This is a genomic window from Anaeromyxobacter sp. K (assembly GCF_000020805.1).
Taxonomy (GTDB): Bacteria; Myxococcota; Myxococcia; order Myxococcales; family Anaeromyxobacteraceae; genus Anaeromyxobacter; species Anaeromyxobacter dehalogenans.
The window spans coordinates 2,687,018-2,713,783 of record NC_011145.1 but is presented as its reverse complement, the minus strand read 5'-3'; the positions used below and the strand labels follow the sequence as shown (position 1 = coordinate 2,713,783).

The window sequence follows — 26,766 nt, the reverse complement described above, 5'->3', positions numbered from 1 at the left end:
GCTAGAGCGGGAAGTCGTCGGGCTCGATCTCGCGGACCAGGCCGCCCGAGGTGGGATCGGTCCGGAAGCCGAAGCGGCGCAGGTACTCGGGCTGGAAGTAGCCGGTCTCCATCCGCCGCACGCCGCGTGCCTTGAGCCGCCGCGCGAACTCGCGCATCAGCCCGTCGGCCACGCCGCGCCCGCGGTGGCGCCGCCCCACCACCAGCTTCTCCATGTGCACGCGATCCGGCGCCACCTGCCGGTAGAAGAGCCCTCCGATGACGGTGTCCTTCGGGTCGAGGCAGAGCAGGAACTCGTGCTCGGTGGTGAAGGTCACCTGCAGGTTCGACTCGTGGAACATGTGGAGCAGCCGCGCCACCTCGCGCGGCGACACCGGGCCGCGCACGGTGTAGCGCTCCCCGGCCTCGTCGGTGAGCGCCACCACCACCTCGGTGACGTAGTGGCCACCCGACGGCATGGAGATGAGCGCCACCTCGTCGGTGGGCGCCAGGTACCGGTAGGTCATGCGCGCCAGGAAGTAGTCCTCCTCGGAGGTCGGGCGCGCCGCGCTGCGCACCGCCGCCACCTGCTCCTCGAGGTCCAGCCCGCCGGCGGGGAGGACGCGGGCCCGGTTCATGATCCGGTCGAGCGCCGCGCCCAGCTCCGGGCGCACGTCCGCGAACACCGTCTGCCGGAAGAAGCGCACCCGCGTGTCGGGCCAGACCGTCTCGACCTCGGAGAGCCGGTAGGTGCCCCACAGCTCGCCGAGCATCTTCCCCTGCGCCTCGAACGTCGCGTGCGGGTTCACCTCCAGCCAGCGCCGGTAGCGCCGGGCCGCGAAGTGGACGCGCTGCGGCGTGAAGCCGCCCTCGCGCAGCCGCTCCAGGAACGTCTCGATGGCGACGGCGCGCCGCGAGGTCTGCGACACCTCCTCGAGCAGGCTGATGCCGCGCTCGAGCCCGAGCGCCTCCACCACCGCGGAGAGCACGATGGCGTCCTCGGCGCCGCCCTTCAGCTCGGGCCGGGACCGCTCGATGCGCTCGATGAACGCCTCCTCGAAGCGATCGAGCAGCTCGTCGAAGCCGGCGCACGGCGAGCGGTCGGAGATGGACACGAGCCGCGCGCCGGAGTGGTAGTCGTGCGAGGGCACGATGAACGCGGCCGGCGAGGGCTCGCGCAGCGCCAGCCGCCGTCCGGTGCGGTCCCAGAACCGGACGTGCCCCTCCACCGCGGTCCACACCAGGAACGGCCAGAGGAGCTGGAGCCGCCGCGTCTCGCCCTGGCGCACCAGCCGCGCCACCTGCCGCTCCACGTCCGAGCCGGGGATGAACTCCTCGGTGAAGATGCCCCACTCGGCGAAGTAGCCGCCGAACTTCTCCACCAGCGGCGGCGGCGCGCCGGCGGCGAGCAGCCAGCTCACCTCCTGGCGCAGCTCGGCAAACGTCATGTCCTCCGCCACGTTCATGGCGAAGTCGAACACCTCGCGCGCGCGGGTGTGGATGGAGACGCGGTAGACGCTCTTGCCGTGCTGGCGGCCCAGCAGCGAGACCGCCAGGCCGCCGGGCGGGATGTCGGCGAGCGAGAGCAGCACGCCGCGCCCCAGCTCGAACACCGAGGCGCGCACGATGGTGGCGTCCTCGAACGCGGAGAGCAGCGAGGGGCGCACCTGCGCCGGCACGGTGTCGTCGAACACCAGCACGTGGTGCCAGCCGTACTCGACGCCGGTCTGCGGGTCGATGGCCAGCCGGAGGTTGGGCCCGACGAAGTTGGAGAAGCCGCGGCGCAGCCGGTCCAGCTCCTCGCCGGCGCGGGCGGACACCTCGGGGTCGTCGTGCAGCGTGAGCCGGGCGAGCGGCACGCGCACGCGGCCGAAGTAGACCGGGTGCGCGATGGCGCAGGCGGTGAGCAGGCGCATCGCGCCCACCAGCAGCCGCCGGTCCGACGGATCCGCCGGCGCGCCGTTGGCGCGGTCGGAGGCGAGGTGGGCGAGCAGCACCTGGACCTGCGCGTCGGAGAGCCCGCGCTCGCCCAGGTCGGCCAGGTCCTCGTCCCGCAGCGCCATCGCGCCCATCCGGTCGAGGAACAGGCGCACCGTGGCGAGCGTCTCGCCGGCGTCCTCGTTGGGCAGGAGCACCCGGAACGCGCGGCGCCGCACGTCCTCGTCCGGCGCCTCGGCGGCCCGGCGCAGCAGCGCGCGGCACAGCGAAGCGTGCTCGCTCTGGGCGGCGGCGAGGCCGATGTGGAGGTGGCTGATGGCGCGGCGCGCCTCGGGGCGCTCGGCGCGCAGCAGCTCGCCGGCCACGTGGATGGAGTGGAACGTCACCTCGCCGCCGTCCACCACGTCCAGCATCTCGCGCAGCCGCTCCGCCGGCGGCGCCGGCCAGAGGCGCGCGTCCAGGCGGAGGTCGACGCTCCCCTTGCGGCGGCGGGACACGAGCGAGAGGAACGCCTCCTCGCCCAGGAACGCGCGCAGCGCCTGGTTCCCGAGCCAGAGCGAGGGGCGGGCCAGCAGCGCGCCCAGATCGATCACGGTGCCCTCCGCCGCGTAGGCGAGGTCGCCGATGCGGAGCGCGCCGGGTGCGGCCGGATCCGGGCCGATGCGCAGGCTGCGCTCGCCGGCGCGGAGCTGGCCCGCGTCGAGCGCCACCTCGTGCTGGAGCACGCCCATCTCGCGCAGCACCCAGTTCGGGATGCGGAGGAAGAAGCCGTCGAGCGCGAGCGCGAGGTGCTTCTGCTCGTACATCCGCTCGACGAGGTCCTTCCAGTTCTTCTCCACCGCCTCGCGCTTGAACGTGAGCTTGTGGGTCAGCTCGCCGTGCGCGTCGTCGAGGGCGCGCGGCAGGACCTGGAACGCCACCACGCGCTCGAACGGGGCCAGGAACCGGTTCGCGCTCGCGACCAGGGAGCCGAGCAGCTCGCGCTGCTCGTCGGGCGAGCGGCCCTGGACCGCGGCCGACTGCTGGTTCGGCCAGACCAGCAGCGTGTTGTACTCGCGGTGATCGCCGACCAGGAACGCCTGCGAGATGGCCTCGAAGTCGCGGAACAGGTTCTCCACGCGCTGCGGCGCGATGGTCTGGCCCTGGCGGTTCTTGTAGATCTCCTTCTTGCGGCCGGTGATGTGGAAGTGGCCGGCCGGGTCGATGGAGACGAGGTCGCCGGTGCCGAACCAGCCGTCGGCGTCCGCGCCGTGGTCGTTCGGGCCGGGGTGGTAGTAGCCGGGCGAGACGTACGGGCCGCGGATGAGCAGCTCGCCGTCGTCGGCGCGGCGGCACTCGATGCCGGGGAGCGGCTTGCCGATGGAGCCGTCCACGTACTCGCCCACCGGCGTCATGGTCACGCCGCCGGTGGCCTCGGTCATCCCGTAGCCGGAGCAGAGCTCCGTCCCCGCGCGGTGGAAGGCGCGGAAGACCACCGGGTCGAGGTAGCCGGCCGCCGACAGGCCGGTGCGGAGCCGGCCGCCGGTGATGACGCGCAGGTGCGCGGCCACGTCGTCGGGATCGTCGGAGGCGGCCTCCCACACCGCCGCCTCGTGCAGCTCCATCCACTTCTTCGGGACCGAGATGAAGACGGTGGGCTTCACCCGCTTGAAGTCCTCGAGCAGCGGCCCCTGCGCGGTGGAGCGGGCGAACACGTAGGTCGCGCCCCACCACAGCGTGCCGGTCAGCTCGAGCCAGCGGCCGAACGTGTGGTACAGCGGCAGGTAGCAGAGGAAGACGTCGCCCTCGCCCACCTCGCGCAGCGCGTACCCGCGCGCCAGCCGCTTGGTCACCAGGTTCTGGTGCGTGAAGACGATGCCCTTGGGCTTCCCGGTGGTGCCCGAGGTGTACATCACGGTGGCGACGTCGCCGGACCGGACGCGGCCGGCGCGCGCCGCCCGCGCGTCGTCGTCGAAGTCCGCCCCCTGGCCGATCATCTGCTCGAGCGAGAGCAGCCCGTTGCGCTCCGCGGCCGCGCGCGAGAACACCACGATCTCGCGCAGTTCGGGCAGCGCCGGCAGCGACGGGAGCACCTTCGCGACCTGCTCCTCGTCGGAGGCGAGCAGCACCCGCGCCCCGGAGTGCTTCAGCATGAACACCACCTGCTCGGCCACCGCGTTCGCGGGGAGCGGGTAGTCCACGATGCCGTTCGTGAGGCAGGCGAGGTCGCACAGCGCCGCCTCGAGGCAGTTCTCGGACAGGATCGCCACCCGCGCGTCGGGGTGATCGTCCACCAGCGCGAGGATGCCGCGCGCGATGGCCCGGGTCCGCCGGGCGAGGTCGGCGACGGTCACCTCGCAGGCGTCCTGCCCGAGGACCCGGATCGCGACCGTCTTCGGGTCGGTCTCCTCGCGGGAGCGGAGCACCTCGCCCAGCGTGCAGTCGGCGCGCGCGATGACCGGGAACAGCAGCTCCAGCCAGGGATCGACGTCGTCGGGGCGGAGCTGGCTGGTGAACAGGCGGCGCCGGGCGCCGTCGAGCAGGGCGAGCAGCGCGCGGCGGGCCTGGGGACGGTGGGGGCCGTCGAGCCGCCGCAGCAGGATCTCGACGAGCGGCGCGACCTCCGCCCGGTCGCCGGGCCGGACGGCCGCGAGCGCCTCGCGCGTCAGCTCCAGCGTCTCGGCGCCGGGCCCTTCCGCGGCCGACCAGCGGTCGGCGAGCCCTGGGAACGGGGACTCCTGCTTGACCTGGAACATGCCCTCCCAACAAACCACGGATGTGCGGCCATGTCGACGCGCGCCGGAGGCCACACGGTGGGTGACGGCGGCGGCGCCGCGCACGCGCGTCGCGCCCCTCCGCGCGACCCCACGGGTGCCGGAATCCGTCCGGGCGGGCGGCGTTCCGTCCGCTTAACCTTGCCCCACGTCAACGACGGGAGGCGCGATGGACATCGGGATGGTGGGGCTGGGGCGGATGGGCGGCCGGATGGCCCGCAGGTTGCTCCGCGGAGGCCACCGGGTGGTCGGCTTCGATCCGGATGCGCGCGCGGTCGAGGACCTGGCCGCCGACGGCGGCGCCGGGGCGGCCTCGCTGGACGCGCTGGTGGCGGCGCTCGCCCCGCCGCGGGCGGTCTGGCTGATGGTGCCGGCCGGCGCGCCCACCGAGCAGGCGATCGCGTCGCTGGCGGAGCGGCTCGGGCCGGGCGACGTGGTGGTGGACGGCGGAAACTCCTGGTTCAAGGACGACGTGCGCCGGGCCGAGCTGCTGCGGGCCCGCGGCGTGCGGTTCCTCGACGCCGGGACGAGCGGCGGGGTGGCCGGGCTGGAGCGGGGCTACTGCCTGATGGTGGGCGGCGATCGCGACGCGTTCGATCGGCTCGAGCCGGTGCTCCGGACGCTGGCGCCCGGCAGCGCCGCGGCGCCGCCGACGCCGGGGCGGGCCGCGGGCGGGACCGCCGAGGAGGGCTACCTGTACTGCGGCCCGGCCGGCGCCGGCCACTTCGTGAAGATGATCCACAACGGCGTGGAGTACGGGCTGATGCAGGCGTACGCGGAGGGCTTCGACCTGCTGCGCGGCGCCGCAGGCGAGGGCATGCCCGAGGCGATCCGCTACCGGATCGACCTCGCCGAGGTCGCCGAGCTGTGGCGGCGCGGGAGCGTGGTGACCTCCTGGCTGCTGGACCTGTCCGCCGCGGCGCTGGCGCGCGACCCCGGGCTGGAGGCGTTCGAGGGCGCGGTGGCCGACTCGGGCGAGGGGCGCTGGACGATCCAGGCCGCGGTGGAGGAGGGCGTGGCCGCGCCGGCGCTCTCCGCGGCCCTGTTCGCGCGCTTCCGCTCGCGCCGGGCGCACACGTTCGGCGAGAAGCTGCTGAGCGCGATGCGCCGCGGGTTCGGCGGGCACCACGAGGCCGTCAAGGGGGGCTCGCGATGACCGCGCTCCCCGCCAGCGACCGCCCCGGCGACCCCTGCGCGTTCGTGATCTTCGGCGCGATGGGCGACCTCGCCCGGCGCAAGCTCCTCCCCTCGCTCTACAACCTGCGCCTGAACGGCCTCTTGCCGCGGGAGTTCGCGATCGTGGGCGTCTCGCGGCGCGCGCTCGACGACGGCGCCTACCGCGACGCGGTCACCGAGGCGCTCCGCACGTTCGCGACGCGCCCGGTGGACGACGCGGTCTGGTCGGAGTACGCCGAGCGCGTCCACCACGTGCAGGGAGACTTCGAGGACCCGGCCACCTACGAGCGGATCGGGGCCGCGCTCGCGCACGCGGCGCAGAAGCACGGGACCGCGGGCAACGCGCTGTTCTACCTGGCCACGCCGCCGGGCGAGTTCTGCCACATCGTGCGCGGGCTGGGCGCGGCGGGGCTGCTCGGGGAGAGCGCCGGCTGGCGGCGCGTCGTGATCGAGAAGCCGTTCGGCCGCGACCTGGAGTCGGCGGTGGCGCTGAACCGCGAGCTCGCCTCGATCGTGCGCGAGGAGCAGATCTACCGGATCGACCACTACCTCGGGAAGGAGACCGTCCAGAACCTGATGGTGTTCCGGTTCGCGAACGGGATCTTCGAGCCGATCTGGAACCGCCGCTACGTGGACCACGTGCAGGTCACGGTCGCCGAGGAGCTCGGCGTGGAGGGGCGGGGCGACTACTACGAGCAGGCCGGCGCGCTCCGCGACATCGTCCAGAACCACATCCTGCAGCTCCTCACGCTGGTGGCGATGGAGCCGCCCTCGACGCTCGCCGCCGAGGCGGTGCGCAACGAGAAGACCAAGGTGCTCGAGTCCATCCGGCCCATGTCGCCGGAGGACGTGCTGCGGAGCACGGTGCGCGGCCAGTACGGCGAGGGCTACCTGGGCGGGCGCAAGGTTCCGGGGTACCGAGCCGAGCCGAGCGTGTCGCCGACCTCGCAGACCGAGACCTACGCCGCGCTGAAGCTCCAGGTCGAGAACTGGCGCTGGGCCGGGGTGCCGTTCTACGTGCGCGCCGGCAAGCGGCTCGCGCGCCGCGACACGCAGATCTCCATCCAGTTCCGGCGGCCGCCGCTGCTCCTGTTCCAGGAGGCCGGGGTGGAGGGCATCGAGCCGAACCGGCTCGACATCCTCATCCAGCCGGAGGAGGCCATCTGCATCTCGATGAAGGCGAAGCGCCCCGGCCCCTCGATCCAGCTCCAGCCGGTGCGCCTCGACTTCAGCTACGCCGACTTCGGCGGCCTGCCGCCCGCCACCGGCTACGAGCGGCTGCTCCACGACGCGATGATCGGCGACGCGACCCTGTTCCACCGCGCCGACATGGTGGAGGCGAGCTGGCGCATCGCCACCCCGGTGCTCGACGTCTGGTCCACGCTGCCCGCGCGCGACTTCCCCAACTACGCCGCGGGGAGCTGGGGGCCCGCAGCGGCGTCCGAGCTGCTCGCGCGCGACGGGCGGCGGTGGGCGGACCGGGAGTGACCGCGGTGGCGCGTCCTCAGGGCCCGGCGCTGGTACGCGCCGCGGACGCGGCGGACCTGGCGCGCGCGGCCGCCGAGGACGTGGCGCGGCGGGCCGAGGAGGCCGTCGCGGCGCGCGGGCGCTTCGCGGTCGCGCTCGCCGGGGGAAGCACCCCGCGGGCGCTCTACGCGCTCCTCGCCGATCCCGCCGCGCCCTGGCGCGAGCGGGTGCCGTGGGCCCGCACCGAGATCTGGTTCGGCGACGAGCGCTGCGTCCCGCCCGACCACCCCGACTCGAACTACCGGACCGCGCGCGAGGCGCTGCTGGAGCACGTCCACGCCGCCGCCGTGCATCGGATCGAGGGCGAGCGACCGCCCGCGGAGGCGGCCGCCGGCTACGAGGCGGCGCTGCGGCGGGCGGCCGAGCCCGACGGGAGCCCGCCGCGCCTCGACCTGGTGCTGCTCGGCCTCGGCGCCGACGGCCACACCGCGTCGCTGTTCCCGGGAAGCCCCGCGCTCGACGAGCGTGCGCGCTGGGTGGCGGCGCCCTTCGTGCCCGCGGTCGGCGCCCACCGCATCACCCTCACGCTGCCGGTGCTGGAGCGGGCGCGGGCGATCGCGTTCCTCGTGTCCGGCGCCGCGAAGCGCGCGGCGCTCGGGCAGCTCCTCGCCCCCGGCGCGCCCTCGATCCCGGCGGCGCGGGTGCGTCCGCTCGACGGCGCGCTCCTCGTGCTGGCCGACCGCGCGGCGGCGGGGTAGGCGCCCGCCCGGCCGGCCTCCGGGCGGGCATCGGAGGGACCCCATGGCCGTGCGTCCTCCTGGCGCAGGGTCCCCCGCAGGCGGTTGGAGGGCCAACCGACCGGACATAGGATGCTCCGATGCGTGCGGTCCTGAAGGTTCTCGTCCCGCTGATGCTCCTCCTGGGCGCCATCGCCTGGGGGGCGTCCGTCCTCGTCGAGCACACGGCCCGGCGCTGGTTCGATCGCGACACCCGCATGCGGGCCGAGCTGGCGGTCTCCGGCGCCCGCGACGGGCTCGAGCGCGCGCTCCGCAAGGGCGAGCGCGCGCGGGTGCGCCGCATCCTGGGCGAGGTGGCCCGCGACGAGCGCGTGCTCGGGGCGGCGGCCTGCGATCCGGACGGGGCGCTGGTCGCGAGCACGTCCGAGTACCCGGACCCGTTCGACTGCGGTCGGATCCGCGCGCACGCGGCCGCCGGGGCGGCCTCGCCCGTCACCTGGGCGTTCGAGGCGCCGTACGGCGAGACGCGGGTGCACCTCACCGCGGTGCCGCTGGCGGACGGGGAGGGGCCGCTCGGGTTCGTGGCGCTGGTGCACGACATGAGCTGGGTCGCGACGCGCGAGGAGCAGACGCGCGGCTTCCTGGCGGTCGCGTTCGCGATCGTGGCGCTCGCCGCGGCGGTGGCGACGACGCTCGCGGCGCGCGTCTCGTGGCGCGGCTGGAGCGCGGAGCTGCAGCGCGTGCTCCGCGCCACCTGGCTGATGCCCGGCCCCTCGGCGCCGCCACGCACCCGGCGCGAGTTCCAGCCGCTCCTCTCCGACGTGCGCGCCCTGGTCTCCGAGCTCGCGGCGGAGCAGTCGGAGGGCAGGGCGGGGCTCTGGTCGCCGGCCCGCCTGCGCGACGCGCTCGCCCGCCACCTCCCCGGCAGCGAGGTGATCGTGGTCGCGAACCGCGAGCCCTACATCCACGAGCGGCGCGACGGCGTGCTCCGGGTGCAGCACCCGGCCAGCGGCCTCGTCACCGCGCTCGAGCCCGTGGTCCACGCCACCGGCGGCACCTGGATCGCCCACGGCAGCGGCCCGGCCGATCGCGAGGTGGTGGACCGGCACGCCCGCGTGCGCGTGCCGCCCGACGACCCCGCCTACACGCTGCGGCGCGTGTGGCTCACCGCGGCGGAGGAGGAGGGCTACTACTACGGCTTCTCGAACGAGGGGTTGTGGCCGCTGTGCCACGTGGCGCACACCCGGCCCACGTTCCGCGGCGGGGACTTCGCCGCGTACCGCGACGCGAACCGCAAGTTCGCCGACGCGGTGTGCGAGGAGGCGAACGGCCCGGACCCGGTGGTGCTGGTGCAGGACTACCACTTCGCGCTGCTGCCCCGGATGATCCGCGAGCGGCTGCCGCGCGCGACCATCATCACGTTCTGGCACATCCCCTGGCCGAACTCCGAGCGCTTCGGCATCTGCCCGTGGGGCCCGGAGATCCTGGAGGGCATGCTCGGCTCGAGCATCCTCGGGTTCCACGTCCAGGCGCACTGCAACAACTTCCTCGACTCGGTGGATCGCTACCTCGAGGCGCGGCTCGACCGCGAGCGCCAGAGCGTGGTGCTGGGCGGCCAGGAGACGCTGATCCGCGCGTACCCGATCTCCATCGACTGGCCCACCCGCTGGGCGGCGGACGCGCCGGCGGCGCCCCTCTGCCGCGAGCGCGTCTTCGCGGACCTCGGCCTCGCGCCCGACGCGCTGCTGGGCGTCGGCATCGACCGGCTCGACTACACCAAGGGGATCGAGGAGCGGCTGCTGGCGGTGGAGCGGCTGCTGGAGCGCTTCCCGCAGTTCCGCGGCCGGTTCACGTTCGCGCAGCTCGCCGCCCCCAGCCGCACGCGCATCCCGCGCTACCAGGAGCTGAACCGCAACGTGGAGGAGGTCGCGCGGCGGGTGAACGAGCGGTTCGGCGAGGGCGACTACCGGCCCATCGTGCTGCTCCGCGAGCACCACGAGCCGCCCACCGTGTTCCGCTACTACCGCGCCGCGGACCTCTGCTACGTGTCGTCGCTGCACGACGGCATGAACCTGGTGGCGAAGGAGTTCGTGGCGGCCCGCGACGACGAGGCGGGCGTGCTGGTGCTGTCGCGGTTCACCGGCGCCTCGCGCGAGCTGGGCGAGGCGCTGCTGGTGAACCCGTACGACCTCGAGGAGGCCAGCTCGGCGCTGGCCGCGGCGCTGGCCATGCCGCGCGAGGAGCAGCGGGAGCGGATGCGGGCGCTGCGGACGTTCGTGTCCGAGTTCAACGTGTACCGCTGGGCGGGGCGCATGCTGGTGGACGCGGGGCGGCTGCGCAAGCGCGACCGCGTCTCCGGGCGCATCACCGTGCCGTTCCGGACCGTGCCCGGCGAGGCCGGCGGCCGGCGCTGACGCGGGGCCGCCGCGTCAGTCGCAGTCGTCCCCGCCCTCCGGGCAGCGCCCGGAGCGGTGCGGCGCCGGGCTGCTCAGGCCCAGCGCGGCGTTGACCAGCGCGACGTGCGAGAACGCCTGCGGGAAGTTGCCCACCAGCCGGCGCTGGACCGGGTCCCACTGCTCCGCGAGCAGCCCGACGTCGTTCGCGAGCCCCACCACGCGCTCGAAGTACCGGGCCGCGTCGGCGTGCCGGCCCATCATGCGGAGCGCGTCGGAGAGCCAGAGCGTGCAGGCCAGGAACACCCCCTCGCCGGGCGGCAGGCCGTCCACGCCGGTGCGGCTGTCGTAGCGGTGCACCAGGCCGCCCTCGGTCAGCTCGCGCTCGATCGCCTCGACGGTGCCGCGCACGCGTGGATCGGTCGCCGGCAGGAACCCCACCTGCGGCACGAGGAGCAGGCTCGCGTCGAGCGCCTTCGATCCGAACGCCTGCGTGAACGCCCCGCGCTCCGCGTCGAAGCCGCGGGCGCACACCTCGGCGTGGATGCGCGCCCGCAGCGCCCGCCAGCGCTCGAGCGGACCCTCGAGCCGGCCGGCGCGCGCCGAGCGCAGCGCGCGGTCCACCGCCACCCAGGCCATCACCTTCGAGTGCGTGAAGTCGCGGCGGGGCCCGCGGATCTCCCAGATGCCCTCGTCCGGATCGTTCCAGTGCGACTCGAGCCAGTCGAGCAGCGCGCGCTGCACGGTCCAGCCGTCGGCGCTGAACGGCAGGCCGGACAGGTGCGCCTGGTGCAGGCAGTCCAGCACCTCGCCGAACACGTCGAGCTGGAGCTGCGAGGAGGCGGCGTTGCCGATCCGCACCGGCCGGGCGCCCTCGTAGCCGGGGAGCCACGGCAGCTCGAGCTCGGTGAGCCGCCGCTCGCCGGCGATGCCGTACATGATCTGCAGATCCTCCGGCTGCCCGGCGACGGCGCGGAGCAGCCAGTCGCGCCAGGCGCGCGCCTCGTCCACGTACCCGGCGCCCATGAGCGCGAGGAGCGTGAAGGTGGCGTCGCGGAGCCAGCAGAACCGGTAGTCCCAGTTGCGCACGCCCCCGGGGGCCTCGGGCAGCGAGGTGGTGGGCGCGGCCACGATCCCGCCGGTGCGCGAGTAGGTGAGCGCCTTCAGCACCACCAGCGAGTGCACCAGCAGCCCGTGCCAGCGGCCGCCCGCGGTGCAGCGCCCGGACCAGCGCCGCCACCACGTCTCCGTCTCCTCCAGCGCCGCGCCGGGATCCGGCGGCGTGGGCGCCGGCTCGTGGGACGGGTGCCAGGTGAGCACGAACGGCGCCGACTCGCCGGCGGCGACCGCGAAGCGGGCGCGGATGGTGCCCTGGTCGGCGCGGAGCGGGACCTCGCCGAGCAGGTGCAGCGTGTCGGGGCCGGCGCTCGCCGACAGGTGGCGCCCGCGGCCCCGGAGCCAGGGCCGGCGCGCGCCGTAGCCGAAGCGCGGCGAGAGCTCGAGGTCGAGCTCCACCCGCCCGCGCAGCCCCTGGACCAGGCGCACCAGGTCGGGCGCGGCGCCGCGCGGCGGCATGAAGTCCACGATCCGTACCGCGCCGTCCGCGGTGGACAGCTCGGTGTCGAGCACCAGCGTCCCGGGTCGGTAGGCGCGGCGGACGGACCGGACCTCGCCGACCGGGCGGAGCGAGAAGCGCCCGTGCTCCGGGGTGCCGAGCAGCGCCGCGAAGCAGGCGTCGGAGTCGAAGCGCGGCCAGCACAGCCAGTCGATCGAGCCGTCGCGCGCGACGAGCGCGGCGCTCTGCGCGTCGCCGACCATCGCGTACTCTTCCAGCCGCTGCGCCACCGGCACCTCCGCGGCGGCCCGGCCGACCGGACGCCCGTCGCGCCGCCGCCTGCGTCCGCCATCGCCCGCACCCATCCCATGGATGTGCCCGGCGGCAGGCGGGTGCGCGCCGGAAGACGGGGGTAGGCGGGCGGGCGCTATGCGCGGTGCTGCGCGGGCGGATCGGCGATCGCCGCCAGGAACACCCGCGCGATCTCCGCCTCGCCGACGTAGCCGGTCACCCGCCCGCCCTCGAGCACCGGGAGCTGGCGCAGCCCGCTGTCCACCAGCAGCTCGCCCACGCGCGCGAGGGTGGTCTCGGGCGCGACGGCCGTCCACCGCGCCGCCACGTCGGCGAGGACCGCCCAGCCGAGGTGCGGGTCGGCGGCCGCCGCGCGGATCGCGTCCACGTCTGCGAGGCCCGCCCAGGCGCCGGCGGGGCCGAGCAGCGGCAGCACGCGCTGGCGCGAGGTCTTCCCCGCCGCGGCCAGCCCGTCGGCGAGCCGCGCCCCCGCCTCGGCCGGCTCCGCCTCCGCCGGCACCGCCACGTCCCGGACGGTGATGCGGGTGAGCAGGTCGCGCGCGCGGAGCTCGGGGTGCGCCGGCGACTCGCGCTGGTTGCGCGGCTGCGCCGGGTAGAGCGTCCAGCGCCGCAGCGCCACGTACGCCACGCCGATGGAGAGCATCATCGGGACGAGCAGGTCGTAGCTGCCGGCCAGCTCGGAGACCAGCACCAGCGCCGACAGCGGCACGTGCGCGAGCCCGCCGTAGAGCGTGCCCATCCCCACCAGCACGAACGCGGCCGGCTGGAGCGTCGGGTCGCCGGTGACCAGCGCCGCCCCGTGGCCGAACGCGGCGCCGAGCAGGCCGCCGATGGTGAGCGCCGGGGCGAAGTCGCCGGCGGAGCCGCCCGAGCCGATGGTGAGCGAGGCCGCCACCACCTTCGCGGCGGCGAGGCCGAGCAGGAGGACCACCAGCGACCAGCCCGGCTGCATGCCCGGGGAGCCGGCGATGGCGGCCTGCACCGCGCCGTAGCCGCCGCCCAGGAGCCCGATGCCGCGGTCCTCGGCGCCGTACAGGTGGCCGACCAGCAGGATGATGGCGGTGGCGAACCCGCCCATGAGCAGCCCGCCCAGCCCCGGCCGCAGCCAGGCGGGCCCGGGCAGCCGGCGGAACCCCCGCGCCACCGTGCGCAGGGTCACCGCGAACGCGACCGCGCCGAGCGAGACGAGCAGCGAGAGCAGCGCGTACAGCGGGAGGTGGCGCGGCACGAACGGGAACGCCGGCAGGCGGCCGAACAGCGTGGCCTCGCCGTAGATCGACGCGACCAGCGAGTACGCCACCACGCTCGCCAGGATGGCCGGGACGAGCGCGTCGGACTCGAAGTCGTCGCGGTACAGCATCTCCACCGCGAGCAGCGCGGCGCCGAGCGGCGTCCGGAACACCGCCGAGATGCCGGCCGCCACCCCGGCCACCATCAGGATGCGCCGCTCGCGCGGGCTGGTGGGCAGCAGCCGTCCGGTGAGCGCGCCGAGCGCGCCGCCGATCTGCATGGTCGGCCCCTCGCGGCCGCCGGCGCCGCCGGTGGCGAGCGTCAGCACCGAGGCGAGCGCCTTCACCGGCGCCACCCGCGCGCGCATGCGCGCGCCGTGGAGGTGGTAGGCGTCGATGGTGGCGTCGCCGCCGCCACCCCCGCACTCGGGCGCGAGCTTCGCCGTGACCAGGCCGCTCGCCAGGCCGCCGACGGCGGGCAGCAGCACCAGCACCCAGGGGCGCAGCGGGCCGGCCGGCTCCCTCCCGAACACCAGCTCGCCCGCGGCCCGCAGCGGCAGGTACCCGGCGAGCCCGCCCAGCAGCAGGCGCTGCCCCAGCTCGAGCGCGGCGAAGAAGCCCGCGCCCACCAGGCCGGCCACGCAGCCCAGCACCGCGGCGTGCAGCAGCGTCCGGCCCAGGAGCCGGAGGTCGAGCGGGCCGCCCAGCGGCGTCATCCACGCCATGCCCGCGCGCAGCGCGCGGGCCGTGAGGGGCCTTCGTTCGTCCGGTCCGGGGTCCGACATGCGTGCCGGGCATTCTATTCGCGGCCGGTCGGGGGGCGAGCCTGCTGCTCAACCCCGCGATCTTTCTTGTCTACGTACCACATGGGGCGTGGCGCCCGGCTGGATGGTGCCTAACGTGGCGTTCACCAGGGCGGCCGCCCGGGGTGGGGTCCAGGGGTGGATCGGGGAACCAGGCGGCGCCGAGACGGCCGGACACGTTCCGGAGAAGGAAGCAGAGCCCATGCCTCACATCGACGTCGAGATCCTCACGCCGTTCACCGCCAAGTACCTGGAGGGCCGCAGCCTGACGCCCGCCGAGCGCGCGGAGGTGCTCCGGCTGGCCCAGGGTTTCGCGTGCAAGGACTCCGCAGCCGCCGCCAACGTCTCCCCCGAGACCATCCGGGCCCGCCGCAAGCGCATCTACCGCAAGCTCGACGTCCCGGGCTCCGGTGAGCTGATCTCCGAGCTGCTGGCGCTCTCGCTCCGCATGCTCGCCGCCGGCGAGCGGATCGAGCCGCGGCCGATCGTCCCCACGCAGCCGCAGGACGCGGCCGCCACCAGCGCGCCGACGCTCATCGCGGCCCGCTGAGCCGTCGCGGCGGACGGGTGCGCCGGCGCGCGCGTGGGCTGCGCGCGCCGCGGTCACCCGCCTCCGGGTCCCCCCCACGGACGTGCGCTCCGCCCGGTCGGCGGGCGTACGATCGGATGGGTCCAGCCGGCGCCCGCCGCGGACCGGGGCCGAGCGCCGGGGATCCGGAGGTGCGCCATGGCCGGCTGGAAGAAGATCTGCTGCGCAGTCGACTTCTCGGAGCCGTCGCGCCGCGCGATGCAGGAGGCGGCCGAGCTGGCCCGTCTCATGCGGGCGGAGCTGACGCTGCTGCACGTGTACGTCTCGCCGCCGCCGGCGGCGACGGACATGCTGGTCGCCGCCCGCGACCTCGGGCCGATGATCGCCGAGGAGGTGGCGGGGACCCTCGCCGCCTGGCGCGCGGACGCGGAGCGGCTCGTCGGCGCGCCGGTGTCCACGCACGTCGCCTCCGGGCAGCCGGAGGACGAGATCTCCCGCTTCGCCGCCGCGCACGCGACGGACCTCTTGGTGGTCGCGACCCACGGCCGGAGCGGCCTGCGCCGCCTCGTGCTGGGCTCGGTCGCCGAGGCGGTGGCGCGCCGCGCGCCGTGTCCGGTGCTGGTGGTGCGGAGCGGCGCCGAGGCGGTGCACCAGGACCTCGTCGCCGAGGCCGCGCAGGTCCACTGACCCCGGCGCGCCCCGCGCGCGTCCGGCGCGGGCGGGACGGCCGGGAAGGGCGCGCAGGCGCGTGCCCGGGGAGGCGCCATGCGGACGTGGCACCGGATCCTCTGCGCCGTCGATCTCAGCGAGGCGTCGCGCGCGACCGTGACGGCGGCCGCGGAGCTGGCCCACCGCACCGGCGCCGAGCTGGCGCTGCTCCACGTGCACGAGCGGCTCCCGCGGGCGGAGGCGCGCGCGGCGGCGCTCGATCCCGCGCGGCTGGAGGCGCAGGCGCAGCGCCTGGGCGCCGACCTGCAGCGCTGGCGCGGCGTCGCGCAGGGCCTGGCGGGCAGACCGGTGCGGGCGCTGCTGGTGAGCGGGGCGGCGGCGGCCGAGGTCCTCCGGGCCGCCGGCGAGGGCGGATACGACCTGGTGGTGATCGGCGCGCACCCGCGGCGGCGCCTCGGGCGCACCGTGGGCGGCGCGGTGGCGGCGCGCGTGGTGCGCGAGGCGCCGTGCCCGGTGCTGGTGGCGCACGGGTCCGCGGAGGTCGTCGAGGCGGCCGCCGCGGTCTGACGGCGCCCGGCGGGGAGGTGGCACGATGGCGGAACGGACGAGGATCTGCTGCGCGGTCGACTTCTCGGAGGCGTCCCGCTTCGCGATGGTCGAGGCGACGGACCTGGCGCGGCGGTTCGACGCGGAGCTGGAGCTGGTGCACGTGCACGAGCTGCCGGTGGCCGCCGCGGCCGAGATGCTGGTGCCGCCCCGGGCGCTCTTCGAGCTCGTGGCGGTGGACCTCGAGCGCGACGTCGCGGCCTGGCGGGGCGACGCGGAGCGCCGCCTGGGGCGCCCGGTGCGCAGCAAGGTGCTCGCGGGCAGCCCGGCGGTGGAGCTCCTGCAGCACGCGCGGGAGGAGGGCGTGGACCTGCTGGTGGTGGGCACGCACGGGCGGACCGGGCTCAAGCACCTCGTGCTCGGCTCGGTGGCGGAGCGCGTGGTGCGCCAGGCGCCCTGCACCGTGGTGGTGGCGCGGAGCAAGGAGACGTCCACGACCGCGCGCGGCGCGGCGGACCCGGCGTACGCCGAGCTCCCGTAGGCGACCGCGTCGGCGTCGCGAGCCGGGCCGCGCCGGCTACGCGAACCCGTACTTCTTCAGCCGGTCGATGAGCGCGCCGCGGCTCACCCCGAGGCGGCGCGCCGTCTCCGATTGGTTGCCGCCGGTCGCGGCCAGCGTCTTCGCGATGATGTTCCGCTCGACGGCGTCGAGGTGCTCGTGCAGCGTGAGCGCGCCCTCCGGCGGCGGCTCCACGCCGGGCTCCCGCGCCGCGGGGGCGGCCCCCGCCTCCAGCGCGTCCGGGCCGAGCTCGCCGCCGTTGCTCAGCGCGACCAGGCGCGCCACCTGGTTCTCGAGCTGGCGCACGTTGCCCGGCCACTCCGCGGCCGCGAGGCGCTCCAGCAGCGGCGGCGAGAGCCGGACGTCGTCCACGCCGAAGCGCGCGCCGAAGCGCCGGGCGAACTCCTTCGCGAGGGCCGGGATGTCCTCGCGGTGCTCGCGGAGCGGCGGGACCACCAGCTCCACCACCGCGAGCCGGTAGTACAGGTCCTCGCGGAACCGCCCGGCGCGCGCCTCCTCGGCGAGATCGCGGTGCGTGGCGGCCACGAGGCGCACGTCCACGCGCTCGACGCGGCCGGCGCCCACCGGCTGGATCTCGCCCTCCTGCAGCGCGCGGAGCAGCTTGGCCTGGAGCGGCAGCGGCAGCTCGCCCACCTCGTCCAGCACCAGCGTCCCGCCGTCGGCCTGGGCGAAGAAGCCCTGCCGCGCCTGCACCGCCCCGGTGAACGCGCCGCGCGCGTGGCCGAACAGCTCCGCCTCGGCCAGCTCGGCGGGGATGGCCGCGCAGTTGAAGCGGACGAGCGGGCCGGACGCGCGGCGGCTCTGGGCATGCAGCAGCGACGCGATCAGCTCCTTGCCGGTGCCGGTCTCGCCGCGCACCAGCACGGTCACGTCCTTCGGCGCGACCCGCGCCACCGCGTCGAGCAGCCGCTGCATGGCCGGCGCGTCGCCCACGATGCTGCGCCCGAGCGCCTTCTCGACGGCGAGGCGCCGGTTCTGCACGCGCAGCGCGCGGGTCTCGAGCGCGCGGTCCAGCACCAGCGTCATCTCGTCGATGTCGAAGGGCTTGGTCACGTACTCGTACGCGCCGGCCTTCATGGCGCGCACCGCCACGCGCTCCGATCCCTGGGCGGTGAGGACCACCACCGGGAGCGACGCGTCGCGCTCGTGGATGGCCTGCAGGAGCTGCAGGCCGTCCATCTCGGGCATGGCGTAGTCCGTGACGACGGCGTCCACGCCCTCCAGGCGCTCCAGCGCCTCGGCGCCGGAGCGCGCGGTGACCGGCTCGTGGCCGTTCGAGCGCGCCAGCTCCTTCAGCGCGTAGAGCACGGCGGGCTCGTCATCGACCAGCAGCAGCCGGGACATTCTCGGTGGCCTCCTGGTGCACCCGGGGAAGGGTGCCGGTAGCGGTGGTGCCCGCGTCGGGCGCGCTCGCGTACTCGAGCGTGCCGCCGTGCTGGACGAACGCGCGCCGGGCGAGCAGGACGCCCAGCCCGGTGCCCTGGTCGCGGGTGGTGAAGAAGGGGGTGCCCAGGCGCGCGACCACCGCCGGCGGCATGCCGCGGCCGGTGTCCCGGACCGCCACCTCGACGGTGCCGCCGTGATCGGCGACCAGCACCTCGACCCGGTCGCCCCGGCGGCTCGCCTCCACCGCGTTCGCGACCAGGTTCAGCAGCGCCTCCTTGAGGCGGCGCGGGTCGGCCTCGACGCGCGCGTCGCCGCGCCGGTGCAGGCCGACGCCGGCGGCCGCGGCGCGCCCCTGCAGCACCGAGAGCACCTCGTCCGCGAGCTCGCCCAGCGAGAGGTCCTCGCGCTGCAGGCACTCGAGCGGCCGCGAGAACGACAGGTAGCCGTCCAGGATCTCGCGCATGCGCTCGACCTCGGACGAGACCACCTTGAGCCGCTCGCAGGTGTCGCCGTCGGAGGAGCCGCGGGCGCTGATCTGGACCAGCGCCTTGATGGCGCCGAGCGGGTTCTTCAGCTCGTGCGAGATCTGCGAGCTCATCAGCTCGAGCTCGCGGGCGCGGGTGAGCGCCTGGCTCGCCACCTCGTCGCGGGCCCGCAGCATCCCGCGGACGGAGTCGGCGACCGTCTCCCCGAGGATGACCACGTAGTCGGCGTGGACCGCCACCGTCCCCACGAGCGCCACCAGCGCGACGAGCGCGAACGTGCGCTCCGGGACCGGCGGCCCCATCCAGCCCGGCGCGAGCAGCATGACCAGCCCGGCGGCGGCCAGGGCCCAGAGCGCTCCCGCGGTCTCCCGCCTCCAGCCGCAGCGGACCACCAGCACCGAGACCGTGGGGGGGAGGGCGACGAGCAGCGGGCTGTGCAGGCCGCCGGTCAGCGCGACGGCCGCGAGCGACATGGCGAGCGGCAGGCGGATGTCGGCGGCGGTGACCGCGGCGCAGAAGGGACCGCTCGCGCGGACGCACGCGCGCGCCGCGTGCAGCGCCAGCGCGAGCCCCAGGATGCCGAGGAGGGCGAGCACGCGCCAGCGCGGGTAGCCCTGGAACCAGAGCAGCACGACGAAGCTGATCCAGGAGGCGTAGAGGGCCACCACGAGCGCGGGCCGGCTCCGGCGCCACCGCTCGTCCGCCGCGGCCAGGTTCGAGCGGCGCAGGTGCTCCTGCTGCGCATGGGTGCCCATGCCCCGATCCTTCGCAAGATCCGGGCCCTGGGCGATCGGCATCTCCATGGCCCGATTATCTGCGGGTCCGGGCTCGCCGGCCACCCCGCCTGTACGTCGAGCCGACAATCGGGGTGGCTCCTGTCCACGGACCCGACACGGCGGCGGCCCCGGGGCGAGCCGATTCGCCTGGGCCGCACGGGTTCGATGCCGCAGCGCGGCGGGGCATGGTCCTTGCGAAGTGGGAGGCCATGTCCCAGCGGCCCCACCTCGCGGCAGCCGTCCGCAGCCCGCTCGGCCGGGCCGCTCCGGCCGCGGTCGCGGCGCTCGCGGTGCTGCTCTCGGGCTGCCTCGAGTACAGCCCGTACGCGCTCCCCGCGGACAAGGGGCTGAACCGGAAGGCGGTGGGATCGCTCCTCGCCACCCCGCCCGCGGAGCCGCTCCGCGTGGCGCTCCTCGGCGACACGCAGCTCGCGTTCGACGAGGCCGAGGACGCGGTCCGGCTCGTCAATGCCATGGACGGCGTGTCGTTCGCGATCCAGCTCGGCGACTTCACCGACATGGGCCTGCTCCGCGAGTACGAGCTGATGCAGGACGTCTTCGAGGGGCTGCGGGTGCCGTGGCTGGTGGTGCTCGGCAACCACGACATGCTCGGCGGTGGCGACGCGATCTACGACCGGCTGTTCGGGGCGCGCAACCTGGTGTTCACCTGGGGTCGCACCCGCTTCGTGCTGCTCGACACGAACGGGCGAGAGTACGGGTTCCCGGAGGACGTGCCGGACCTCCGGTGGCTCGACGCGCAGCTCGCGCCGGACGGCGAGCACGACCGCGCGGTGGTCGTCGCGCACGTGCCGCCCTGGCACGAGGACTTCAACGCGGCGCTGCGCCAGCCGTACCTGGACCTGCTCGCCGCGCGCGGCGTGACCGACTCGTTCTACGCGCACGTCCACCACTACGAGCAGCGCGAGGCGTCGGGCGTGCGGCTCTGGACCGCGGACGCGCTCACCGGGCGGTCGATCCTGCTCCTGACGCTGCCGGCCGGGGGGGACCCGGTGGTGGAGCAGGTGTCGTGGTGAGCCCCGGCCGCGTCCTGGCGCTCGCGGCCGCGCTCGCCGCCGCGCTCGCGCTCCCCGCGCCCGCGCGGGCCGAGGCCGAGCACGCCCCGCTCGACCGCGCCTACGAGCGCGACGAGGGCCGCGATCGCCACTGGCTGCTCCCGGACCACCTCACCGCGCAGTTCGCGGGCAACGTGGGGCTCCTCGCGGTGGGCGGCGGGCACGCGTGGCGCGACGACCGCGTGCTCGGGGATCTCCTGTTCGGCTGGGTGCCGGAGTCGGTGGGCGGCACCGACATCTACCAGCTCTCGGCCAAGGTCACCTGGTCCCCCTGGATCGTCCGCCTCGGGCAGGGCTGGAAGGCGCGCCCGTTCACGGTCGGGCTGCAGGTGACGTACCTGCTCGGCGGCGACTACTTCATCGTGCAGCCCAGCCGGTACCCGAACGGCTACTACCCGGTGCCGACGGCGCTGCACCCCGGCCTGACGCTCGGCACCAGCCTCACCGTGCCGAAGCGCTACCTGGACGCGCCGGTGTCGCTCTACGTCGAGGGCGTGGCGCTCGGGCACATGCTCCGGGTCTGGGCCGCGAACCCGCGGACGATCGGGCCCGCCGACGTCTTCAGCTTCACGGCGGGTGCACGCGTCCAGCTCTAGCGGCCTTGCGGGCGAGCGCCCGCGCGGCGCGCGTGCGCGCGGGCCGTGCGCGGCATCCCTCCGGCGGGGCGGGCTTCCGGGCCGTTGCCGCACGGGCGAGCGAGCTTCATCTCGTCGGGCATGGTTCGACGCGGGATCCTGCTCGCGCTGGTCGCCTCCGCCGCGGCGGGGTGCAACGACTACAACTTCAGCCCGGTCGGCCACTGCCTGCTGCAGCCCGGCAGCGTGCGGGTGCAGCTCTCCAAGGTCTCGAGCGCGGACGTCCTGTTCGTGGTGGACGACTCCCCGTCCATGGACCCGAAGCAGGACGGGCTCGCCGCCAGCTTCAAGGACTTCATCACGCGGATGGTCCAGGCCAACACCGCGCGCGCGGCCCGCGGCCTCGACCCGGTGGACTTCCGCATCGCGGTGACCACCACCTCGGTGTTCTGGGCCGGTCCGAACGGCCGCTCGTGCGTGGCGGGGAGCGGCGGCAACCAGTGCTGCCGGACCTCGGCGTGCACCGACGTCGCGTCGTGCACGCCCGGCGCCGCCGCGGGCTGCGGCACCGGGCAGGTGTGCGTGACGACCCCGGTGCTCGACGCGGACGGGCTCCGCGTGACCGGCTCCAAGCAGCAGTGCTGCGCCCCCAGCGACTGCACCGCCGCGGCGGCCGGCTGCGCGCCCGGCGACGCCTGCACCACGCTGCAGACCACGTACTCGAACCCGTTCCCGTCCTCCTCGTTCTGCACGCCCGGCTACGCGGTCGCCGGCGCGCCGTACCCCGGCGGCGCGCTCGTCTCCGCGCCCGGCAACCCGCGCATCCTCGACTTCTCGAAGGATCTCGACTGGGCCTCGTGGGGCACCGCCTCCCAGGACGGGCGGCTGACGCAGCTCGTCCAGCAGTTCGCGCAGAACATCAAGGTCGGGAGCTGCGGCTCGGGCCAGGAGCAGGGGCTCGAGGCGGGGCGGCTCGCGCTGCAGAAGGCGCTCGCCGGCCAGCTCCCCGGCGTCGCGCCGGGCACGTTCCCGCGGCCGGGCGCGAAGCTGGTGGTGGTGTGGGTGGGCGACGAGGACGACTGCTCCAGCCCGGCCGCCACGCCGGTGCCCATGGCGACCTCGACCCCCGGCGCCGACGCCTGCGTCCTCGACAAGCACCAGCCCGCCGGCGCGCAGCGCGAGATCCCGGTCTCCGACTACGCCGCGTTCTTCGCGTCGCTGGTCCGGGCCGACGGCCCCGCCGACCTGGGCGCGGCGTTCATCGTCTCGAGCGTGCGCTGCGCCGACGGCTCCTACGCGGCCGCCGACTCGTGCAGCGGCATCGCCTCGTGCCCGGTGCAGCCGCCGCTCACCTGCCACCCCGCCGCGCCCGCCTGCGGCGGCGCGTTCGCCGCCGGCGAGCGCTTCCTGCAGCTCGGCGACCAGCTCCGCGCGCGTGGCATCGCCGTGGTCGAGGGCACGGTGTGCGACGCGTATCCGCCGAGCACCTTCGGCCCCGTCCTCTCGGCCATCGCGGACCTGGCGCGCCCGCTCGACGGCCTGCGCCTCCCCACGGTGCCGGCGGCCAGGGCGGTGACGAACCTCCGCATCGCCGACGCCTCGGGCGCCACGCGCCGGACCTGCGCGTACGGCACCGACTGGTGCTTCGTCCCGTGCGACGACCCGAGCACCACGCCGGCGTGCCTGCCGGCCGGCACGTCGCAGTGCATCGCCATCGACCCGTCGGCGGCCTGCGTGGCGAATCCCGGCGAGACCTACGCGGCGGAGTACCTCGGCACGGTGCCCGCGGGCGGCTGCGCGAACGCCGGCGAGTGCGCGCAGGCGCTGGGCGGCAAGGAGGGCGACTGGGCCTGCCACGTCGAGCCCGGCGCCTCGCGCGGCAGCTGCGCCTGCACCGGCGGGTAGGGCGCGTCAGGGCTGCAGCGCGCCCACCTCCCAGCCGTCGCCGCGCCGCACGTAGACGGTGCGGTGGTGCAGCCGGCCCGGCCCGGAGCGCCAGAACTCGATCCGCTCGGGCGCGACGAGGTAGCCGCCCCAGAACGGCGGGCGGGGGAGGTCGTCGCCCGGGAAGCGCGCCTCGACCGCGCGGACCGCCGCCTCCAGCTCGGCCCGATCGCCGAGGGGCGCGCTCTGGCGCGAGGCCCAGGCGCCCACGCGGCTCTCGCGCGGCCGGGAGCGGAAGTAGGCGTCCGCCTCGGCGTCGGGGAGCGGTGTCACCGCGCCCTCGACCCGCACCTGCTCCTCCAGCGCCGGCCAGTGGAAGCAGAGCGCGGCGCGCGGGTTCGCGGCGAGGTCGCGCGCCTTCCGGCTCTCCCGGTTCGTGAAGAACGCGAAGCCGCGGGCGTCGGCGGACTTCACCAGCACCATGCGCACCGACGGTGCGCCGCGCGCGTCCGCGGTGGCGAGCGCGGCGGCGGTGGCGTCGTGCGGCGAGGCGGCCGCGGCGCGGGCGAGCGCGTCTCGGAAGCGGGCGATGGGGTCGGGGGCGGCGCTCGGTGGGAGGGGCATGCCCGCGTTCTTGCCGCAAGGCGCGCGGATTTCAAGCGGTGCGCGGGCCGGCGCGGCGCCGGGACATCGTTCCAGCTGCGCAACAGAGAGGTGCGAAACGGCTTGCTGCGCGATGCGAGGAACGATGCCAGATCACGGGGCGTCCGGACGGGCGGCGATGCCCCCCGCCCACCAACGACCGAAAGGAATCGCCCCCCATGAAGAAGCTCCTGTCCGCGGCCCTCGCCCTCGCCCTGGCCCCGGCGCTCGCCCTCGCGGCGCCCAGCACCTGGACGCTCGACGCGTCCCACTCGAACGCCGGCTTCGCCGTGAAGCACCTCGTCATCTCCACCGTGCGCGGCACGTTCACCACGCTCTCCGGCAAGCTGGTGCTGGACGAGGCGAACGTGGCGAAGTCCACGGTCGAGGCCACCATCGACGTGAACAGCATCGACACGCAGGTGCCGGATCGCGACGCGCACCTCAAGTCCCCCGACTTCTTCGACGTCGCGAAGTACCCGACCATCACCTTCAAGTCCACCAAGGTCGCGAAGGCCGGCAAGGACGGCTTGAAGGTCACCGGCGACCTCACCATGCACGGCGTGACCCGTCCGGTGACGCTCGACGTGACCGCCTCGCCCGAGGTGAAGGGCATGGGCGGCGAGACGCGCCGCGGCTACGCCGCCACCACCAAGGTGGACCGCAAGGACTTCGGGCTGGTGTGGAACAAGATGGTCGAGGCCGGCCCCGCCGTGGGCGACCAGGTCACCATCACGCTCGACCTCGAGGTCGTGAAGGATCAGCCGAAGACGGCGTCGAAGTAGCTCCTCGCTGCACGACCGCCGTCGCCGGGCCGGCTCGCCACGCGCGGGCCGGCCCGGTGCCGTACTCGGGCGGCGATGGCTGCGCCCGCCGCTCAGGGCTGCGTCGGCGCCGCGGGCCCAGGCCCGCGCCGGCGCAGGAGCGCGACCGTGCTCGCCTGCGGCCCCTCGTCGCCGGGCTCCTCCACGAAGCGCACCGGGCTGCCGATCTCCAGGCGGTCGAAGCCTCCGCGCAGCACGCTGCGGGCGTCGAAGTAGATCTCGCGGTCGTCCGGCGTCCGCAGGAACCCGAAGCCCTCGCCGTGGAAGATGCGCGCGACCACCCCGCGCGGCGGCGTCTCGTGCGCCTTCACGCGGCCGTCCATGCGGCGCTGCCGGTCCTCGAGCTGGCGCCGCACGTCGCGGAACGCGGCGTTCACCGCCGTGTACAGGTCGGCGCGGTCGCGGCTCCTGGGCGGCGCGCGGCCCACCACCGCGCGGCCCCCGGGGAACCTCAGCTCGATGCGGACCCGGTACTGGGCGCCGGTGTTGCGGTGATGGCGGCTGGGCGCCTCCAGCGCGACCGTGCACCCGGTGATGCGCCCGTGGAATCGCTCGAGCCGCCGCACCGCCTCGCGCACGCGCTCGGCCAGCGGCTCCGAGGGCTCCACGTGAATCCACGCCAGCTGCAGCGGAGTCTCCATGATCACCTCCTGCGTGGTCGCCCGGATCGTACCCGGTGGTCGCCGCGCGAGGCCGGGCCCTTCGGGGAGCCGAGGGCGGGCGGGCGGTGCGGCGAGCGGCCGGGCGCGCGCTCGCTCCCCCGTCCGCGTGCGCGGGCCGCCGCAACCCAAGTGCGCGCGGCCCGGTGGCCGCGGCCTGCGCCGGCGCGTGCGCATGCTGGGGGCGCGCCGGAAGGAGGACGCCATGGAGCTCGCCGCGGTCCGCATCGAGAAGCCGGAGGACGTGAACGTGGTGGTGGGCCAGGCCCACTTCATCAAGACGATCGAGGACCTGCACGAGGCGCTGGCGCAGAGCGCGCCCGCGCTGCGCTTCGGGATCGCGTTCTGCGAGGCGTCCGGGCCGCGGCTGGTGCGGCGGTCCGGGAACGCGCCGGACCTGGTGGACCTCGCGGTCCGCAACGCGCAGGCGATCGGCGCCGGGCACGCGTTCGTGGTGCTGCTGCGCGACGGGTTCCCGGTGAGCGTCCTGAACGCGCTGAAGGCGGTGCCGGAGGTGTGCGGCGTGTTCTGCGCCACCGCGAACGACGTGGAGGTGCTGGTGGCGCAGACCGCGACCGGGCGCGGCATCGTGGGCGTGGTGGACGGCGGCTCGCCGCTCGGCGTGGAGGGGGAGGCCGACGTGGCCGAGCGGAAGGCGCTGCTGCGGCGCTTCGGCTACAAGCTCTGACGCGAGGCCCCGCCTCACCGGTGGCGCGCGCGCGCCGCGGCGCGGTATCGGAAGCACATGCCCGACCCCGGCCCGTCCCGCGTCCTCGTCCGCGCCGCCCAGCGCGGCCCCGCCCACACCGCCGGCCACCCGTACAACCCGCGCGCCGAGGTGCACGGCTGGATGCTCTCGCGCGCCGCCGGGCTCGCGCGCGTGGCCGTGAACCTCGCCTGGCTCGAGCCCGGCAGGGAGAGCGCCGTCTACCACCTGCACCACCGCGAGGAGGAGTGGGTGTACGTCCTGGAGGGGCAGGGCGTCCTCGAGCTGGACGGCGCCGACCATCCGGTCGGCCCCGGGGACTTCGCGGCCTTCCCGCCCGGCGTGGCGCACCAGGTCCGGAACGCCTCCGCCGATGCGCGGCTCTGGGTGCTCGAGGGCGGCGAGGTGATCGGGGACGTGGAGGTGGCCGACTTCCCGAAGCTCGGCCGGCGGCTGGTCCGCACCGGGACACGCCACGCGGTGTACCCGCTCGACGCGGAGGTGCCCTTCCTCCCCGCCGGCACCGAGCCGCCGCGCGAGCCGTCCGGGCTGCCTCCGCCCGGCGCGCCGCCCCGGCTGCTCGTGCGTGCGGGCGATCGCGGCGAGGCGCGGCCGTACTCGCACCCCCAGAACGCGCGCTCCGAGGTTCGCCTGCAGTGGCTCTCGCGCCCCGCGCTGAGGCGCATCTCGGCCGGCATCGCCGCCGTGCCCGCCGGGCGGGAGTCGTTCGTCCGGCACGTGCATCGCCACGACGAGGAGTGGATGTACGTGCTCTCCGGCCGCGGCGTCGCGCTCCTCGGCGATCGCGAGGAGCCCATCGGCCCGGGCGACTTCCTCGGCTTCCCGCCCGGCGGCGAGCCGCACAACGTCCGCGCCGCGCCGGACGCCGAGCTGGTGTACCTCCAGGGCGGCGACGCCTGGTCGCGCGAGACGATCGAGATCGTGGACATGCCCGAGCTCGGCCTGCGCAAGACGTTCGTGGGCACGCGCAGCGCCATGACGTTCCCGCTGGACGCTGCGCTGGAGGGGAAGACCTAGGCGGGCGGTGCCGTCCCGCGCGCGGCGCCCCCGAGCCGGCGTTGCCGGGCGAC

At 75.6% G+C, this 26,766-nt stretch carries 21 protein-coding genes; 14 read left to right on the top strand and 7 right to left on the bottom strand.

The window, feature by feature from the left end:
• Window position 1 precedes the first annotated feature (1 nt).
• Entirely contained in the window at window positions 2–4,651 is a 4,650-nt protein-coding gene (locus ANAEK_RS12180) for a GNAT family N-acetyltransferase (RefSeq protein WP_012526437.1), read from the bottom strand.
• 187 nt (window positions 4,652–4,838) lie between these two features.
• Between ANAEK_RS12180 and gnd the strand changes: the two genes are divergently transcribed.
• The 4 genes from gnd (at window position 4,839) to ANAEK_RS12160 (ending at window position 10,463) form a co-directional block, all read left to right on the top strand.
• Window positions 4,839–5,825: a phosphogluconate dehydrogenase (NAD(+)-dependent, decarboxylating) gene (gene gnd, locus ANAEK_RS12175; protein ID WP_012526436.1), complete on the top strand. Its 987-nt coding sequence runs from the start codon at window positions 4,839–4,841 to the stop codon at window positions 5,823–5,825.
• The gene (gene zwf / locus ANAEK_RS12170; RefSeq protein WP_012526435.1) at window positions 5,822–7,333 is read left to right on the top strand and encodes a glucose-6-phosphate dehydrogenase; all 1,512 of its coding nucleotides are present in this window, start codon (window positions 5,822–5,824) and stop codon (window positions 7,331–7,333) included. The genes gnd and zwf overlap by 4 nt, the downstream gene beginning before the upstream one ends.
• A 5-nt stretch (window positions 7,334–7,338) precedes the next feature.
• Entirely contained in the window at window positions 7,339–8,070 is a 732-nt protein-coding gene (gene pgl, locus ANAEK_RS12165) for a 6-phosphogluconolactonase (RefSeq protein ID WP_012526434.1), read from the top strand.
• Between the two features lie 119 nt (window positions 8,071–8,189).
• Window positions 8,190–10,463, top strand: a complete 2,274-nt coding sequence (locus tag ANAEK_RS12160) for a trehalose-6-phosphate synthase (RefSeq protein WP_012526433.1) — start codon at window positions 8,190–8,192, stop codon at window positions 10,461–10,463.
• 15 nt (window positions 10,464–10,478) lie between these two features.
• Here ANAEK_RS12160 and ANAEK_RS12155 read toward each other — a convergent pair whose 3' ends face one another.
• Entirely contained in the window at window positions 10,479–12,287 is a 1,809-nt protein-coding gene (locus ANAEK_RS12155) for a glycoside hydrolase family 15 protein (protein WP_012526432.1), read from the bottom strand.
• Between the two features lie 137 nt (window positions 12,288–12,424).
• A complete protein-coding gene (locus ANAEK_RS12150) occupies window positions 12,425–14,323 on the bottom strand; it encodes a chloride channel protein (protein WP_049778390.1) in 1,899 nt (632 codons plus the stop codon).
• Window positions 14,324–14,543: 220 nt separating this feature from the next.
• On the opposite strand from ANAEK_RS12150, the gene ANAEK_RS12145 reads away from it, so the two are divergent.
• The 4 genes from ANAEK_RS12145 to ANAEK_RS12130 all read left to right on the top strand — a co-directional run bounded on the left by ANAEK_RS12145 (window position 14,544) and on the right by ANAEK_RS12130 (window position 16,626).
• Window positions 14,544–14,891 (top strand): LuxR C-terminal-related transcriptional regulator, encoded by a 348-nt coding sequence (locus ANAEK_RS12145; protein ID WP_012526430.1) that lies wholly within the window; start codon window positions 14,544–14,546, stop codon window positions 14,889–14,891.
• Window positions 14,892–15,068: 177 nt separating this feature from the next.
• Entirely contained in the window at window positions 15,069–15,557 is a 489-nt protein-coding gene (locus tag ANAEK_RS12140; protein ID WP_012526429.1) for a universal stress protein, read from the top strand.
• A 78-nt stretch (window positions 15,558–15,635) separates the two neighbouring features.
• Window positions 15,636–16,106: a universal stress protein gene (locus tag ANAEK_RS12135; protein WP_012526428.1), complete on the top strand. Its 471-nt coding sequence runs from the start codon at window positions 15,636–15,638 to the stop codon at window positions 16,104–16,106.
• Window positions 16,107–16,131: 25 nt separating this feature from the next.
• A complete protein-coding gene (locus ANAEK_RS12130; protein ID WP_012526427.1) occupies window positions 16,132–16,626 on the top strand; it encodes a universal stress protein in 495 nt (164 codons plus the stop codon).
• A 36-nt stretch (window positions 16,627–16,662) separates the two neighbouring features.
• Here the strand turns inward: ANAEK_RS12130 and ANAEK_RS12125 are convergent, their stop codons facing one another.
• Both ANAEK_RS12125 and ANAEK_RS12120 read right to left on the bottom strand, forming a co-directional pair.
• Complete coding sequence (locus ANAEK_RS12125) at window positions 16,663–18,009, bottom strand: sigma-54 dependent transcriptional regulator (protein ID WP_012526426.1); 1,347 nt, start codon at window positions 18,007–18,009, stop codon at window positions 16,663–16,665.
• A complete protein-coding gene (locus ANAEK_RS12120; RefSeq protein WP_012526425.1) occupies window positions 17,984–19,339 on the bottom strand; it encodes a nitrogen regulation protein NR(II) in 1,356 nt (451 codons plus the stop codon). The genes ANAEK_RS12125 and ANAEK_RS12120 overlap by 26 nt, the downstream gene beginning before the upstream one ends.
• Before the next feature lie 182 nt (window positions 19,340–19,521).
• Here ANAEK_RS12120 and ANAEK_RS12115 point away from each other — a divergent pair, with 182 nt between their 5' ends.
• The 3 genes from ANAEK_RS12115 (at window position 19,522) to ANAEK_RS12105 (ending at window position 22,865) form a co-directional block, all read left to right on the top strand.
• A complete protein-coding gene (locus ANAEK_RS12115; RefSeq protein WP_012526424.1) occupies window positions 19,522–20,346 on the top strand; it encodes a metallophosphoesterase in 825 nt (274 codons plus the stop codon).
• Window positions 20,343–20,981 (top strand): hypothetical protein, encoded by a 639-nt coding sequence (locus ANAEK_RS12110; RefSeq protein ID WP_232288199.1) that lies wholly within the window; start codon window positions 20,343–20,345, stop codon window positions 20,979–20,981. Before ANAEK_RS12115 ends, ANAEK_RS12110 begins: the two co-directional genes overlap by 4 nt.
• 120 nt (window positions 20,982–21,101) lie before the next feature.
• The gene (locus ANAEK_RS12105) at window positions 21,102–22,865 is read left to right on the top strand and encodes a hypothetical protein (protein ID WP_012526422.1); all 1,764 of its coding nucleotides are present in this window, start codon (window positions 21,102–21,104) and stop codon (window positions 22,863–22,865) included.
• A 6-nt stretch (window positions 22,866–22,871) separates the two neighbouring features.
• Here the strand turns inward: ANAEK_RS12105 and pdxH are convergent, their stop codons facing one another.
• Window positions 22,872–23,468, bottom strand: coding sequence for a pyridoxamine 5'-phosphate oxidase (gene pdxH / locus ANAEK_RS12100; protein ID WP_012526421.1), 597 nt, complete (start codon window positions 23,466–23,468; stop codon window positions 22,872–22,874).
• A 197-nt stretch (window positions 23,469–23,665) separates the two neighbouring features.
• Here pdxH and ANAEK_RS12095 point away from each other — a divergent pair, with 197 nt between their 5' ends.
• Window positions 23,666–24,271 carry a YceI family protein gene (locus ANAEK_RS12095; protein ID WP_012526420.1) on the top strand — a complete coding sequence of 202 codons (606 nt, stop codon included), beginning with the start codon at window positions 23,666–23,668 and terminating at the stop codon, window positions 24,269–24,271.
• 92 nt (window positions 24,272–24,363) lie between these two features.
• Here the strand turns inward: ANAEK_RS12095 and ANAEK_RS12090 are convergent, their stop codons facing one another.
• Window positions 24,364–24,951 (bottom strand): HPF/RaiA family ribosome-associated protein, encoded by a 588-nt coding sequence (locus ANAEK_RS12090; protein ID WP_012526419.1) that lies wholly within the window; start codon window positions 24,949–24,951, stop codon window positions 24,364–24,366.
• Window positions 24,952–25,174: 223 nt separating this feature from the next.
• On the opposite strand from ANAEK_RS12090, the gene ANAEK_RS12085 reads away from it, so the two are divergent.
• Together ANAEK_RS12085 and ANAEK_RS12080 are read left to right on the top strand one after the other, a co-directional pair.
• Window positions 25,175–25,657, top strand: coding sequence for an adenosine-specific kinase (locus ANAEK_RS12085; RefSeq protein WP_012526418.1), 483 nt, complete (start codon window positions 25,175–25,177; stop codon window positions 25,655–25,657).
• A 57-nt stretch (window positions 25,658–25,714) separates the two neighbouring features.
• On the top strand, window positions 25,715–26,713 hold the full coding sequence (locus tag ANAEK_RS12080) for a cupin domain-containing protein (RefSeq protein WP_012526417.1): 999 nt from the start codon (window positions 25,715–25,717) through the stop codon (window positions 26,711–26,713).
• Window positions 26,714–26,766: the final 53 nt, after the last annotated feature.

What these genes read in the sequence shown, in the direction of transcription:
- ANAEK_RS12180 (WP_012526437.1), bottom strand. Translation starts at nt 4,651, where the DNA reads ATGTTCCAGGTCAAGCAGGAGTCCCCGTTCCCAGGGCTCGCCGACCGC.
- gnd (WP_012526436.1), top strand. Translation starts at nt 4,839, where the DNA reads ATGGACATCGGGATGGTGGGGCTGGGGCGGATGGGCGGCCGGATGGCC.
- zwf (WP_012526435.1), top strand. Translation starts at nt 5,822, where the DNA reads ATGACCGCGCTCCCCGCCAGCGACCGCCCCGGCGACCCCTGCGCGTTC.
- ANAEK_RS12160 (WP_012526433.1), top strand. Translation starts at nt 8,190, where the DNA reads ATGCGTGCGGTCCTGAAGGTTCTCGTCCCGCTGATGCTCCTCCTGGGC.
- ANAEK_RS12150 (WP_049778390.1), bottom strand. Translation starts at nt 14,323, where the DNA reads ATGTCGGACCCCGGACCGGACGAACGAAGGCCCCTCACGGCCCGCGCG.
- ANAEK_RS12145 (WP_012526430.1), top strand. Translation starts at nt 14,544, where the DNA reads ATGCCTCACATCGACGTCGAGATCCTCACGCCGTTCACCGCCAAGTAC.
- ANAEK_RS12140 (WP_012526429.1), top strand. Translation starts at nt 15,069, where the DNA reads ATGGCCGGCTGGAAGAAGATCTGCTGCGCAGTCGACTTCTCGGAGCCG.
- ANAEK_RS12135 (WP_012526428.1), top strand. Translation starts at nt 15,636, where the DNA reads ATGCGGACGTGGCACCGGATCCTCTGCGCCGTCGATCTCAGCGAGGCG.
- ANAEK_RS12130 (WP_012526427.1), top strand. Translation starts at nt 16,132, where the DNA reads ATGGCGGAACGGACGAGGATCTGCTGCGCGGTCGACTTCTCGGAGGCG.
- ANAEK_RS12125 (WP_012526426.1), bottom strand. Translation starts at nt 18,009, where the DNA reads ATGTCCCGGCTGCTGCTGGTCGATGACGAGCCCGCCGTGCTCTACGCG.
- ANAEK_RS12120 (WP_012526425.1), bottom strand. Translation starts at nt 19,339, where the DNA reads ATGGAGATGCCGATCGCCCAGGGCCCGGATCTTGCGAAGGATCGGGGC.
- ANAEK_RS12115 (WP_012526424.1), top strand. Translation starts at nt 19,522, where the DNA reads ATGTCCCAGCGGCCCCACCTCGCGGCAGCCGTCCGCAGCCCGCTCGGC.
- ANAEK_RS12105 (WP_012526422.1), top strand. Translation starts at nt 21,102, where the DNA reads ATGGTTCGACGCGGGATCCTGCTCGCGCTGGTCGCCTCCGCCGCGGCG.
- pdxH (WP_012526421.1), bottom strand. Translation starts at nt 23,468, where the DNA reads ATGCCCCTCCCACCGAGCGCCGCCCCCGACCCCATCGCCCGCTTCCGA.
- ANAEK_RS12095 (WP_012526420.1), top strand. Translation starts at nt 23,666, where the DNA reads ATGAAGAAGCTCCTGTCCGCGGCCCTCGCCCTCGCCCTGGCCCCGGCG.
- ANAEK_RS12090 (WP_012526419.1), bottom strand. Translation starts at nt 24,951, where the DNA reads ATGGAGACTCCGCTGCAGCTGGCGTGGATTCACGTGGAGCCCTCGGAG.
- ANAEK_RS12085 (WP_012526418.1), top strand. Translation starts at nt 25,175, where the DNA reads ATGGAGCTCGCCGCGGTCCGCATCGAGAAGCCGGAGGACGTGAACGTG.
- ANAEK_RS12080 (WP_012526417.1), top strand. Translation starts at nt 25,715, where the DNA reads ATGCCCGACCCCGGCCCGTCCCGCGTCCTCGTCCGCGCCGCCCAGCGC.